This window comes from Opitutus sp. sgz309028, from assembly GCF_059821195.1.
This window is the reverse complement of record NZ_JCAMRR010000002.1, coordinates 826,695-840,149: the sequence shown is the minus strand read 5'-3', so window position 1 is coordinate 840,149 and position 13,455 is coordinate 826,695. Positions and strand designations below refer to the sequence as shown.

Here is a 13,455-nt window from a genome sequence, read left to right as displayed (position 1 = left end):
TCCGCGCGCCGCTCAGCTTTGCGCCGGGGGCGTCGTCGCCGATTCCTCAGTCGGACTCGCCGCGGCTTCCGGTTCGGTCGAAGCCTGCTCGGCCGGTGCATCTTCGACCGACGCCGGCGCCGCCTCCGCCTCTCCGCCTTCAGCCGTGGCCGCAACGTCCGGCGCTGGCACGGCCGTCGCAGCGGCGTCCGCCGGCGCAGCCTTCTTCTTCGGCCCGCCAACCAGCAGATCGAGCTGGCCTTGAATCTTCACGAAAAACGCCGCGTCCAACGTGCCCGCGGGGATCTCGTAGATCTGACGACTCTTCGCGTGCTCGAAAATTTGACGCGCGCCGTCCGGCGTTTTTCCGCGCGGCTTCAGGATTTTTTTGCGCTCGAGCATCAACGCGAGAAATTGCAGCAGCGGCGTGTTTTCCTCGTTCGGCTCCGCCGTCGGATCCGCCAGCGTCACAAACAGATTCTCCGCGGTCAGCTTCATCGCCCGATCGGGATTTTCCTCCGTCCGCTTCGTCTTGAACGCGAGCGTCCACGTGCAAAACACAAAGTCCGGCCGGGCGTAATTCGCCTCCTCGCTCGCGAGCACGTCGTGCCGCGCGATTTCGCCACTCTCCTCGCGGACCAACCGCGACACCACGCGGTCGCCTTCCTCGAAGGCACGGCCCGTGACCCGGCAGATTTTCGCGAGCGGATGAAGCGTCAATTCCATGGGCGTGTGTTTAGCTTCGGGGAAAGCGAACTCAAAGGAAATGAACAGAAAAATCTCGCGCGTTAAGCCCTCGCGCCGCACGACTCGAATCGGCGTCGGCTTCGCTCCCGCAATCCTCCTCTCCCGCTCATGAAAGGCAGACTCATCGCAATCGGCGACATCCATGGCTGCGCCCGCGAATTCGAGGAATTGCTCAACAAGCTCCGGCTGGAGCCGCATGATCGCGTGATTCTCCTCGGCGACCTGATCAACCGCGGCCCCGAGAGCGCGCGCGTGATCGCTCTCGCCCGCAAGCACGCCATGCTCTCGCTGCTCGGCAATCACGAGCTTCGCCTGCTCAATTACCGCAAGACGGGCGACCCGACGCATCTGAAGAAAAGCGACTACGAGGTGCTCAAACAGCTCAGCGCGCGCGACTGGTCCTACATGAATGCGATGCCGCTCACGTATTACGACCGGCGGCACGGCATCGTGCTCGTGCACGGCGGTTTCCTGCCAAATCTTCCGTGGCGGCGCCAGCCCGCGCGCATCGTCACCCGCGTGCAGAACATCGACAAGGACGGCAACCCGCGGAAACGTTCCGAAGCCCCGCACAGCCCGCACTGGTCAACGCTCTGGGAGGGCCCGCCGTTCGTGATTTACGGCCACACGTCGCGCCCGAAAATCTATCCCCAGAAATGGTCGCTCGGGATCGACACCAGCTGCGTCATGGGCGGCCGCCTGACCGCCTGCATTCTACCGGAGCGCAAGATCGTGCAGGTCGAGGCCCACGAGAAATATTACAGCGGGTGAACTGTCGCACGGACTTGGCTCAACGCGAACGTCCGGCCTGCACCACGACAGGAGGCGCAGCCTGGCTCTTGAGGTATTCCACGAGTTGCAGCTCGCCGAAATTCACTTCAGGCCGGAAGCGCTCGCTCGCACGAATGCGCACCGGTTTTTCCGTTTCGCGCCCGATGTAGGGCGCGGCGATCGCCAGCATCGACGGAAACGCCTCCGGCAGCCAGAAGCCGGTCGCCGGACAACTGACGCGAGTTCTCCACAACATCACCGGCCGCCCGGCGTCCGTGAGCTGGGGGGCGAAGGCCGTGATCACCGCGACATATAGATCGTCGTCCGCGATCGACTGCAGGAGCGACGCGTCGCTGCTTTGAAACGACAACCCGTTCGCGAGCGCCTGCTCGGGAAACGCCATATCGCGCGCGTCGGGCAAGCCGACCTTGTAGCCGCCGAGGAAGTTTAATTTCGCCCGGCGATAGCCGCGATACGTGAAGCCATTCGGGGCGAGAAAATAGTGCGTGTTGAACGTGCCCCAATGCCACGCCAGGATGAGGTCGGGCCGGCGGTCCGGGCCGGCGGGAAAATACCCGCGCTTCGCGAGCACCTTCAGCACCGTGTCGTCGGCCACGCGGCGATCGAGCGGTTTCTCGCCCGCCTTGATCGCGCCGAAGTCGCGATACCCGCCACTGATCGCCGCGAAATAAAGCGGATGCGACGGCGAAGCGTCGCCCCGCTCCCGGCCCGCGGGGGTTACATCCGTAACAGTGACCGCCTCCAGCTCCGGTTGCGGGAAGAGGCGCCCGAGGAAAGTTTCGGCCCACGCCAACGGGACCACACCGACGCTGCAGAAAAACAGCCAGCTCCAACGAACGACGACGGTAGCGGAAGCTTTCATGCGGGACAGGATCGTTTTATCCCACTCGCAGTCTAGACCACCGGTCGCGCGCCGCAAATGCATTTGCCGAACCGAAAGCCGCAGCGCTGCCGCCCGGAACGACTCAGTAAAACACGTTGCGATCGAGGCTGCGGTATTGAATCGCCTCGAGCAGATGATTCGACGCGATGCTTTCCGCGTCCGCGAGATCCGCAATGGTGCGCGCCACTTTCAGCACGCGATCGTAAGCACGCGCGGACAGGCTCAGCTGTTCCATCGCGTGCTGGAGCAAATCGCCCAGTTCAGCCGACACCGCGCAATGCCTCCGGATCTGCGCCTGCGTCATGCGCGCGTTGGCGTTGGTCTTCCCGTCGGCGAAACGCCTCCGCTGTCGCGCCCGGGCCGCCTCGACGCGTTCGCGAATCGCGGCCGAGGGTTCGCCGTTCTTCTCCGAGCGCAACTCCGTCAGCGTCAGCGCCGGCGCCTCGATGTGAATGTCGATGCGGTCCAGCAGCGGCCCGCTGATGCGCGAGCGATAGCGCTGGATCTGCGTCGGCGAACAGCGGCACTCGTGCTTCGTGTCGCCCAGATAACCGCACGGACACGGGTTCATCGCCGCGATCAACATGAACGCGCACGGGAGCGTCACCTTGCCCGCGCTGCGCGAGATCGTCACATCGCCGTCCTCCAGCGGCTGGCGGAGCACCTCCAACGCGGAACGCTTGAACTCCGGCAACTCGTCAAGAAACAGCACGCCGTGATGCGCGAGCGAGATTTCGCCGGGACCGGGAATCGAGCCGCCGCCGAGCAGGCCGACATCGGAAATCGTGTGGTGCGGACTGCGAAACGGCCGCGCGCCCCATGCGAGCTCGCCGCTCAACGTCCGGCCCGCCGCGGAGTGAATGCTGACGATCTCGAGCTGCTCCTCGAGCGCCGGCGCGGGCATGATCGTCGGCACCCGTTTCGCCACCATCGATTTTCCCGCGCCCGGCGGTCCGATCATCAGCAAATTGTGTCCACCCGCGACCGCCACCTCGACCGCGCGGCGCAACGCGTGCTGGCCTTTGATTTCGGAAAAATCCACCCCGCTCTCGTTCGCGGCGGCAGCCGCGACCCCGCGGCGCGAAGGCGTCGGCGCCAGTTTCTTCTCGCCGCTCAGGAATCGCGCCGCGGCGTCGAGCGAATCGACGCGAAACACCTCCACGCCTTCGACGCAGGCCGCCTCCTCGGCCGACACGCCCGGCAGAAGCAAACCGCGTTTGCCGAGTCGTCGCGCCAGCCGCGCCATGGCGAGCGCGCCGCGCACGGGACGCGTCGCGCCGGACAAGCTCAGCTCGCCCGCAATCATCCATTCGCCGAGCGAATCCGCGCGGAGTTGCAGCGTCGCCGCCAGGATGCCGAGCGCGATCGGCAGATCGTAGAACGGCCCCTCCTTCCGCAGATGACCCGGCGCGAGATTGATCGTCGTCCGCGTCCGCGGCGGCTTGTAACCGCTGTTGCTCAACGCGGAAAACACGCGGTCGTCCGACTCCTTCACCGCGGCGTCCGGCAGACCCACCAGAATCAGTTTCGGTTCGCCCGCCTCACCCGTGTTCACCTCGACGTGCACCAACTCGGCGTCGATGCCCTGCAGCGCGGCGGAAGCGATGGTCGCGAGCATGTATCCGCAATTTACCGACGCAGTTCAGGCCGACGGCGCGAACGCCGCGATGCGGCTCTCGATTGTGGCGATGTTGCGCTCCACCGCCTGCACATATGGATTGGCCCCGTGGGGATAGGGATCCGCGAGGAAACGGTGCACGCCCTGGAAATCGTTCTCCAGCTTCGGCAGCACGAATTGCCGCCAGAATGCCGGCGTGCGCTCGATCAGCTCGCGGGCGGACTTGAACGCCCGGCGCTCAGGCGCGACGTGGATGAAGTTGTCCGACTCGGCGAACTCGTGGAACAGGATCTCCAGTTCGTCGGGGTAGTCCGCCGCCGCCATCTGCCCGAGATAATCCGCCGTCGCGAGCGCACAGCCGATGAAGCGCTCGATCGGATCGCGGAAATGCAGCCGGCTGATCTGTTTCGTCGGACCGGTGCAGTTGATCGCGCCGAGCACACCGCCGATCTCAAGCTCCGTCGCGCCGAGCGTCGGCAGATACGACACCGCGAAGGCGCAGCTCCGCAGGACGTGGCAAAACGTGTATTTCGCGCCGGTGCCGGCCGTATCCGACCGCAGCTTCAAATAACCCGTGTCGTGCAGCAGCGCCCCCGCCATCGCGAGTTCGAACTGCCGCGCCGTGATTCGCGGGCCGTCGCCCGACCGGCTGCAGCCCGCGAGCAACGACGCGAGGCAAACCGTCGCCTGCAGCGTGTGTTCAAGATCGTGATACTGGAGATCCACCGCGCCGTAGTCCGGATGGCGGCCGCCGAAGAGCGCGTCGACGTCGGCAAAAAGGCGCTGCAACCACGCGGGATTCGCCGCCGGATACGAACGCTGGAAACCGTCGACGACCAAGGCAGCCACAGCCGGAGTGCTCTTGGTGTCGACCCGCGGAAACATGCTTGGTTGAAGAGGAAAACGAGGACCGTGATCCAGCCAGGGCGGCGACCGGACCGCGCCGATTAAGGATTTGCGAATTACCTGCGCAAGCTGAAATCTGCTGGGTTTCCGGCCATCGCCCGTCGACTCTTCCGCGTGACCACCACCCTTCCCCTCAGCCCCGTTGCGCCTCGCGCGCCGGCGCTTCCGCACTGTGTTTCCACATGATTCTCGGACTCACAGGCGGCATCGGCTGCGGCAAATCCACCGCCGCGGCGCTTTTCGAGCACCAAGGATTTCGCCGGCTCGACGCCGACGCCACCATTCGTCACGCGGTGCTCACACAGCCGCCCGTGCTTCAGGCTTTGCGCGAGCGCTACGGCGACGCGATCCTGGCGCCGGATGGATCCGTGAACCGCCCCGAACTGGCCGCCCGGGTGTTTCCCCATGAAACGGAACTCCGCTGGCTCGAAGCACTCACGCATCCACCGCTATTCGCCCTCTGGCGCGCTGCTTTTGCCGCGGAACCGAAAGCGCGCTGGGCCGTCGAAGTGCCGCTCCTTTTCGAAAAGCGCCTGGAGAATTGGTTTGATTTCACGATATGCGTCGCCTCTGCTCCGCTCCAGCAACTCGTTCGACTGGAGCAGCGCGGTCTCCCTCGCGCGCTCGCCGAGCAACGTATTTCCAAGCAACTGCCACTGGCGCACAAAATCGAATCGGCCGACTTCGTCCTGTGGAACGACGGCAAGCCTGAGTTTCTCGCCGCCCAGGTCAGCCGATTGATCGACTCGCTGTCGACAGGTCGCTGAGAAACACCAGCCGCGGTCCGGTTTCTCCGCCTCCGAACGGGCGCCCTTTCCTTTTCTCTATTCGCATCGCAATGCCTTCGAAAAACGACGAAGACCCCTCTCCGGCTGACGCCGGCGCCGAATCCACCGGCAAGAAAAAGCCCGTCCGGCGCCGCACCACGCGCGCCCCGTCGACGCGCACCAAATCCGCGAAGGCCGCCAAGGCCGAAGCCTCCTCCGCGCAACTGGAGCTCGCTCCCGCGCCTGAGCCCGCCGCTCCGCCGCCCGCAGTCGAGCCGCCCCGCCGCGAGGAACGCACAGAGCGCGAGGAGCATCCCCAACGCGCAGAACGACCGGAACGCGCCGAACGCGAACCCGATGCGGCGCCGGCGCGTAGTGTAAATCTTGAGACACCCGCGGCTGGTGGCGACACCCCGCCCGCCCCCGAGGCGCCCGCCGCCTCGTCCGCTCCCGCTCAGGAAGCCTCCCGCCCCAGCAGTGGCCAGCACCACCAGCAGCACCAACAGCCGCAGGGAGAATGGCAGGAACGCGGCGGCGGTCGCGATTTCTGGAAACGCAACAAGCGTAAACGCGGCCGCCACGGCGGCGGTCCCTGGCAGCAAGGCGGTCAGGGTCGCGAACAGCATCCGCCGCAACCGCCCCCACCCAGCAACGCGCCGGTCGCCGGCGAGCTCCCCAACCCGTCGCGTTTCGAGGATCTCGCCGCGCTCGAAAACACCGCCAACGAGGTCTCCTCCGGCGGCGGCGAGCCCATTTACCTCAACGAGGTTTACGCCAAGAATCTCGGCGACCTCACCGCTTACGCCCGCCAGCTCGGCGCCTCGTTCGAGGGCGTGCCCAACAAGAAGCAGCTGCTCACCGCGATCTTCGCACACGTCGCCGAGCGGAAGCGTCCGCTCAAGGATCGCGGCTACATCGACGTCACCGACCGCGGCTCGTTCATCGTGCACGACCACGTGAACTACCGCTTGTATCCGGAAGATCCTTACCTGCCGGAAAGTCTGGTCAAACTCCACGGTCTAAAGCGCGGCCACCAGGTCGAAGTCCTGCTGCAAACGCCGCAACCGGGCGAACGCTGCCCGTCGGTCCTGCGCGTCGAGTCGGTCATGGGCATGCCGCCTGCCGACATCTCGAAGATCACACCATTCGAGGAGCTCGTTCCTTATTATCCGCTGCAGCGCATCCTGCTCGAATCCGAGGAAACGCAGAAGGACGTCTCGATGCGCGCGATCGACATCCTCACGCCCATCGGCTTCGGCCAGCGCGCGCTGATCGTCGCCCCGCCGCGCACCGGCAAGACCGTCCTCCTCCAGAACATCGCCAACTCGATCACGGCGAACAGCCCGCACGCGAAGCTGATTCTGCTGCTGATCGACGAGCGTCCCGAAGAAGTCACCGATTTCCGCCGCCACACGAAGGGCGAGGTCGTTTCTTCCACCTTCGACGAAACGCCCGAGAGCCACGTTCACTGCGCCGAGATGGTGATCGAAAACGCCCGCCGTCGCGTCGAGCTCGGCGAACACGTCGTCATCCTCCTCGACTCGATCACCCGCCTGGCCCGCGCCTACAACGCGCTCACCACCGGCGGCAAGACGATGTCCGGCGGTCTCGAATCCAACGCGCTCCAGAAACCGAAGCGCTTCTTCGGCTCCGCCCGCAACATCGAGGGCGGCGGCAGCCTCACGATCATCGCCAGCGCGCTGATCGACACCGGCAGCCGCATGGACGAAATCATCTTCGAGGAGTTCAAAGGCACCGGTAATTGCGAGGTGCACCTCGACCGCGGTCTCGTCGAGCGCCGGATTTTCCCGGCGATCAACATCGACCGTTCCGGCACACGCAAGGAAGAGCTCATCTACCATCCTGAAGAACTGCAGCGCATCTACGGACTCCGCCGCGCGATGCAGGGACTCGGCCCGATCGAGTCGATGGAGATGCTCATCACGCGTCTCCGGAAAACGAAATCGAACGCCGAATTCCTCCTCGGACTCAGCCGCACCTGAAGTGTCCCGAGCGGCGCCCCTCAAACGCCGTCCACTTGCAGGATTGATCTTGAAGCGGACGTCGCGATACTTCGCGCGTCCGCTTCGTGTTACCCCACGCCGAAGATTCCCTTTCCGAGTCCGCTCCGCTCGCTTCCCTCGCCGAGGAGTTTGCCCTGCCGATCGCCGACCTGTCGTCGCTCGACGTGTCGGCCGACGCACTCGCGCTCGTGCCGCCGGAATTCGCGCGCGACCAGGCGCTGCTGCCGCTGCACGTCGATGCGCACCGTCTGCAGATCGCACTCGCCGATCCGCTCAACGTCCACGCGCCCGACGTCCTCGCGCACCGCTGCGGTCGACGCATCGAAATCGCGCTCGCGCCGCGCGCGGAGATTCTCCGCGCCATCGATCGCTGCTACGGTCTCGCGGAGCTCGTCGCCGCCAATCCGGAAAACACGAGCGCCGCTCCGCCGCCCGCAACGATCGACACTCCCGCGGAGGCGTTATCCGACGCCTCCGTCATCCAGCGCGTTCACGCGCTGATCGTCGCCGCCGTGCGCCAGCGCGCATCCGACATTCATCTCGAACCGCTCGAACGTCGCTTCCGCGTTCGCTATCGAATCGACGGCGCCCTCGTCGAAGTCGAGGACCAGCCGCGCCGGCTCCATCTCGCGCTCGTCTCGCGCGTGAAGATCATGGCCGATATTTCCATCGCCGAGAAACGCATCCCCCAGGACGGGCGCATCCAGATCGCGCTCGATGGCCGCGCGCTCGATCTCCGCGTCTCGTCGCTGCCGACCACGCACGGCGAAAGCATCGTGATGCGCATCCTCGACCAGCAAGGCCTGCAACTCGGCCTGCCCGAACTCGGCTTCTGGCCTGACGATCGCGCCGCCTTCGAACGCGTCATCTCATCGCCGGCCGGCCTCGTGCTCGTCACCGGTCCCACCGGCTCGGGCAAGACGACCACGCTCTACAGTTGCCTGCACCACCTCAACCGCGCGGATCGCAAGATCATCACCGTCGAGGATCCCGTCGAATACCAGCTCACCGGCATCAACCAGGTGCCCGTGCGGCCCGAGCTCGGGATGACGTTCGCAGCCGCTTTGCGCGCCATGCTGCGCCAGGCACCGAACGTCATCATGCTCGGCGAAATTCGCGACCGCGAAACCGCCGAGATCGCGCTCAACGCATCACTCACGGGCCATCTGGTGTTCTCCACGCTCCACACCAACGACGCCGCCGGCGCTGTCACGCGCCTCGTCGATCTGGGCGTGAAACGCTTTCTCATTTCCGCGTCGCTGCGGGCCGTTCTCGCGCAGCGGCTCGTCCGAAAAATCTGTGAAAAGTGTCGGCGTCCGTTCACGCCCGCCGCGCACGAACTGCACGCGCTCGGACCGATCCCCGCGCGCCACGAACCGCCGGCGTTCGCACGCGGTGTCGGTTGCGTTTCGTGCCAACGCAGCGGATATCGCGGACGGCTCGGGCTTTTCGAATTGCTCATGTGCGACGAGCCGATGCAACGCACGATTCACGACGGCGCCCGTTTATCGGAGATCCGCACCCGCGCGCGCGCGTCCGGCCTGCGCACGTTGCGCGAAGACGGCGCGTGCAAAGCCAGCGCTGGTTTGACCACCCTCGACGAAGTCGTCTCGATCACCGCCGGCGATCCGCGCTGAGTTCAGCCCTGCTTCGCCCTTTCCAGCCATGAGTTACGAAATGAACGAACTGCTCGATCTCGTCGTCGAGCAAAACGCCTCGGATCTCCATCTTCAGGTCGGGCAACCGCCGACGCTTCGTCTGAGCGGCAGCATGACGCCGATCGAGGGACCGAATCTCACCTCAGCCGACACCGAGAAGCTCATGCTCTCGATCACGCCCGACAGCCACATCAGCGCCGTGAAGCTCAACGGCGGCGCCGACTTCGGCTTCGCGTTCGGCGAGAAGGCCCGTTTCCGCGTCTCCGTGCTCAAGGCCAAAGGCAACTACGGCATGGTGCTCCGCCAGATCCCCTACAAGATGTTTGGGCTGCGGGACATTGGCCTGCCCGACAAGATTCGCGAGCTCCTCTACCGTCCGCGCGGCCTCATCCTCGTCACGGGCCCGACCGGCTCGGGCAAGTCGACCACGCTCGCCTCGATGATCAATTACATCAACGAGAACCGCGACGGCCACATCATCACCATCGAAGACCCGATCGAATATTACCACCCGCACAAACGCTGTGTGGTCACGCAGCGGGAAATCGGTTCCGACGTTCCCAGTTTTGCCGAGGCGATCCGCCGCGCGCTGCGCCAGGATCCGGACATCATCCTCGTCGGCGAAATGCGCGACCTCGAAACCATCGAAGCCGCGATCAGCGCCGCCGAAACCGGTCACCTCGTGTTCGGCACGCTGCACACCAACAGCGCCGCTAAAACCATCGACCGCATCGTCGATGCGTTTCCTGCCAACATGAAGGACATGATCCGCACGCAGCTCGCGTCGTCCGTCCAGGCGGTGATTTCCCAGGTGCTCTGCAAGAAGGTCGGCGGCGGCCGCATCGCCGGTTACGAGATCATGGTGACGACGACCTCGATCGCGTCGCTCATTCGCGAGAACAAAACCTTCCGCATCCCGTCGGACATCCAGACCGGTGCGAATCTCGGTATGATCACGATGGATACTCATCTCATGAGCCTCGTGAACCGCGAACTCATCACGCCCGACGAGGCGGTCGAAAAGGCGCAGGACTCCGTCGTCATGCGCGAAAAGCTCGTCGCGATGGGCGCGAAGCTCCGCGACCTCTAGCCGTCCGCGCTCCCATGTTCGCAAACCACAGCCCCACGGTTTACGAACTCCTGCGCAACCGACGCCTCGCGTCCGCCGAGGAATTGGACGCGCTGCAGGCCGAGCACGTGGCGACCGGCAAACCTCTCGCCGCGCTCGCGATCGACGGCGGCCTCGTCGACCAAGCGCAACTCCTCGCCCTGGTCGCCGAATCGGCGGGGTGTCGTTGCGCGACGGATCTGCCCGACCGGCTCCCCGAAGACCTAATCGCACTCCTCACCGCGCAACAGGCCCGCACCTACCACGCGATTCCGTCCCGTGCGAATGGCCAAACGATCGATTTGCTCGTGAGCGATCCTTTCGACCGCCGCGTGGTCGACGATCTCGCGTTTGTCCTCGGTCGTGAGATTCGTCTCGTGCTCGCCGATGCCGCCGAAATCGACCGCTTGATTGCGACGCATTATGGACCCGCCGAGGCGACGCTCGACGAGGTGCTCGCAGAACTCGGGCCCGACGCAAAATTCTCCGGTGAGCCGGCGGCGCTCTCCGCCCGCGAACTCGAAGCACTCGCTCGCCGCACGCCGATCGTGCGCTTCGTCGATTGGGTGTTGAGCCAGGCGGTGCGAGCGCACGCGAGCGATGTGCACTTCGAGCCGTTTGAACGCGAGTTCAAGATCCGCTACCGCGTCGACGGCGCGCTGCACGAACTGACACCGCCGCCGCGCCACCTCGCGCTGCCGATTACGTCGCGTTTGAAAGTGCTCGCCGGGCTCGACATCGCCGAGCGTCGTCTGCCCCAGGACGGACGCCTCCGCGTGGCCGTCAACGGTCATCCCGTCGATCTCCGCGTCTCGACGCTTCCCACGCAATTTGGCGAAAGCGTCGTGCTGCGGGTGCTCGACCGCGCGGCGCTGCAGCTGGATCTCGGCCGTCTCGGTTTGCCGGCCGACGTTCACGCCGGCGTGGGCCGCGTCGCCCTCAATCCGCACGGCATCGTGGTCGTCACCGGCCCCACCGGCTCGGGCAAAACCACCACGCTTTACAGCGTGCTCCAACTCATCAACGCGTCCGACACGAAAATCCTCACCGTCGAGGATCCAGTCGAATACGAGATCGACGGCATCATGCAGGTGCCGGTCAACCCGATCGCCGGCCTCACCTTCGCCTCCGCGCTGCGCGCGTTTCTCCGGCAGGATCCGGACGTGATCATGGTCGGCGAAATCCGCGATCTCGAAACCGCGCAGATCGCGGTTCAGGCCTCGCTCACCGGCCACTTGGTGCTGACGACGCTGCACACCAACGACGCCACGAGCGCGGTGACACGGTTGATCGACATGGGCGTGGAGCCGTTCCTCATCGCCTCGACGCTCGAAGCCGTACTCGCCCAACGGCTCGTGCGCCGGCTCTGTCCCGATTGCCGCCGGCCGCACACGCCATCGGATTCGTTGCGCGAGGAGATCGGACTTCCGCCGGACGCGACGGCGACGTTTTTCGAAGCGGTCGGTTGTCACCGTTGTGCGAATACAGGCTACCGCGGCCGGCTCGGGCTGTTCGAATGGCTGGAAATCACCGAGGAAATGCGGGAGTTGATCGGCGCCGGTGCGCCGCTGCCGCCCTTGCGCGAGGCGGCGAAACGCCGCGGACTCCGCACCCTCCGCGAGGAGGGCGTGCGCGCGGCGCTCGCCGGCGCGACCACCCTGAGCGAAGTGCTTCGCCACACTTGAAGCCCCTCCCCGATGCCGACGTTTCATTATAAAGCGATCGACGCCGCCACGGGACGCGAACGCACGGGCTCGCTCGCCAGCACGAGCGCCGACGCAGCCGCCCGCACTCTGAAAACACGCGGACTCGCTCCGCTGGAATTACGCCCGTCCGCAACTGAGGAGCAATCGATTCGCGCCCGCCCCCTCCGCAAATCCACCGCCTTCCGCGCGCCGCGCGTTTTCGGCCGGCCGGTCAGCCGAAAATCCGTCGCCTATTTCACGCGCCAGTTGTCGACCTTGCTTCGCGCGGGGCTGCCGCTGGTCCGCGCGCTCGAGACGCTGACCCGGCAGGAAAAAAGTCCGTTGTTTCGCGGCGCGATCGAGGATCTCGCCGCCACCATTCGCAATGGTGGCAACCTGTCCGCCGCGTTCGCGCAACACCCCGCAATTTTTGACCGGCTCTACGTCAATCTCGTCCGCGCGGGCGAGGCCGGCGGCGTGCTCGGGCTCGTCCTCGAGCGCGTCGCGCAATTTCAGGAGAAAGCCGAACGCGTGCGCGGCAAAGTGAAGTCCGCCCTCACCTATCCAATCGTCGTCCTGCTGCTCGCCACCGCAATTGTCGCCGCGTTGCTGGTCTTCGTTGTGCCGCAGTTCGAGCAGATCTTCGCCGGCATGCTGAAAGGCCAGCCGCTGCCGGCGCTCACGCGCGGAGTCCTCGCGATCAGCGTGTTTCTCCAGCAGCACGCGCTGCTGGCGTTCGTCGTTGCCGCCGGGGGCATCGCGGGGCTGGTTGCTTTTCGCCGAACCGGCCGGGGCGAGCGCGTTTTCGATCTGCTGGCGCTGCGCTTGCCGGTCATCGGCGATCTCTCGCTCAAGTCGGCGGTGTCTCGCGTCACGCGCACGTTTGGCACCCTGCTCTCCAGCGGCGTGCCGATGCTCGAAGCGCTCGCGATCACCCGCGACACCGCGGGAAACGTCCACATTTCCGCGCCGCTGGAACGTGTGCGAGAACGCGTGAAATCCGGCGACAGCGTCGCGCGTCCGCTCGCGGCGAGCGGCGTGTTCCCGCCGCTGCTGGCCAGCATGGTGGAGGTCGGCGAAGAAACCGGTGCGCTCCCGGAGATGCTCGGCCGCATCGCCGATGCCTACGACGACGAAGTCGATCAGGCGGTCGCGGCTCTGACTTCAATCATCGAGCCGTGCCTCATCATTCTTCTCGCCGCCGTCGTCGGCACGATCGTCATCGCGCTGTTTCTGCCGATTGTCTCGATCATCCAGCACCTGCAGTGACGCGACGGGATCCGCCGCG

The 13,455-nt window shown here is 65.5% G+C and carries 11 protein-coding genes; 7 read left to right on the top strand and 4 right to left on the bottom strand.

Annotated features, from left to right (window positions below):
* Positions 1–12: 12 nt before the first annotated feature.
* Positions 13–705: a hypothetical protein gene (locus AC6RV7_RS09285; protein WP_500093693.1), complete on the bottom strand. Its 693-nt coding sequence runs from the start codon at positions 703–705 to the stop codon at positions 13–15.
* A gap of 129 nt (positions 706–834) precedes the next feature.
* Between AC6RV7_RS09285 and AC6RV7_RS09280 the strand changes: the two genes are divergently transcribed.
* Positions 835–1,497 (top strand): metallophosphoesterase, encoded by a 663-nt coding sequence (locus AC6RV7_RS09280; RefSeq protein WP_500093692.1) that lies wholly within the window; start codon positions 835–837, stop codon positions 1,495–1,497.
* 19 nt (positions 1,498–1,516) lie between these two features.
* Here AC6RV7_RS09280 and AC6RV7_RS09275 read toward each other — a convergent pair whose 3' ends face one another.
* From AC6RV7_RS09275 to AC6RV7_RS09265, 3 genes are all read right to left on the bottom strand, one after another.
* Positions 1,517–2,380, bottom strand: coding sequence for a hypothetical protein (locus AC6RV7_RS09275; protein ID WP_500093691.1), 864 nt, complete (start codon positions 2,378–2,380; stop codon positions 1,517–1,519).
* Between the two features lie 103 nt (positions 2,381–2,483).
* Positions 2,484–4,019 carry a YifB family Mg chelatase-like AAA ATPase gene (locus AC6RV7_RS09270; RefSeq protein WP_500093690.1) on the bottom strand — a complete coding sequence of 512 codons (1,536 nt, stop codon included), beginning with the start codon at positions 4,017–4,019 and terminating at the stop codon, positions 2,484–2,486.
* Between the two features lie 24 nt (positions 4,020–4,043).
* The gene (locus AC6RV7_RS09265; RefSeq protein ID WP_500093689.1) at positions 4,044–4,904 is read right to left on the bottom strand and encodes a hypothetical protein; all 861 of its coding nucleotides are present in this window, start codon (positions 4,902–4,904) and stop codon (positions 4,044–4,046) included.
* Positions 4,905–5,107: 203 nt separating this feature from the next.
* On the opposite strand from AC6RV7_RS09265, the gene coaE reads away from it, so the two are divergent.
* The 6 genes from coaE to AC6RV7_RS09235 all read left to right on the top strand — a co-directional run bounded on the left by coaE (position 5,108) and on the right by AC6RV7_RS09235 (position 13,436).
* Positions 5,108–5,692: a dephospho-CoA kinase gene (gene coaE / locus AC6RV7_RS09260; protein ID WP_500093688.1), complete on the top strand. Its 585-nt coding sequence runs from the start codon at positions 5,108–5,110 to the stop codon at positions 5,690–5,692.
* Between the two features lie 71 nt (positions 5,693–5,763).
* Complete coding sequence (rho, locus tag AC6RV7_RS09255; protein ID WP_500093687.1) at positions 5,764–7,695, top strand: transcription termination factor Rho; 1,932 nt, start codon at positions 5,764–5,766, stop codon at positions 7,693–7,695.
* A gap of 86 nt (positions 7,696–7,781) precedes the next feature.
* A complete protein-coding gene (locus AC6RV7_RS09250; protein WP_500093686.1) occupies positions 7,782–9,353 on the top strand; it encodes a GspE/PulE family protein in 1,572 nt (523 codons plus the stop codon).
* Positions 9,354–9,381: 28 nt separating this feature from the next.
* Positions 9,382–10,464, top strand: a complete 1,083-nt coding sequence (locus tag AC6RV7_RS09245; RefSeq protein WP_500093685.1) for a type IV pilus twitching motility protein PilT — start codon at positions 9,382–9,384, stop codon at positions 10,462–10,464.
* A 14-nt stretch (positions 10,465–10,478) separates the two neighbouring features.
* The gene (locus tag AC6RV7_RS09240) at positions 10,479–12,167 is read left to right on the top strand and encodes a GspE/PulE family protein (RefSeq protein ID WP_500093684.1); all 1,689 of its coding nucleotides are present in this window, start codon (positions 10,479–10,481) and stop codon (positions 12,165–12,167) included.
* A gap of 12 nt (positions 12,168–12,179) precedes the next feature.
* Entirely contained in the window at positions 12,180–13,436 is a 1,257-nt protein-coding gene (locus tag AC6RV7_RS09235; RefSeq protein ID WP_500093683.1) for a type II secretion system F family protein, read from the top strand.
* Positions 13,437–13,455: the final 19 nt, after the last annotated feature.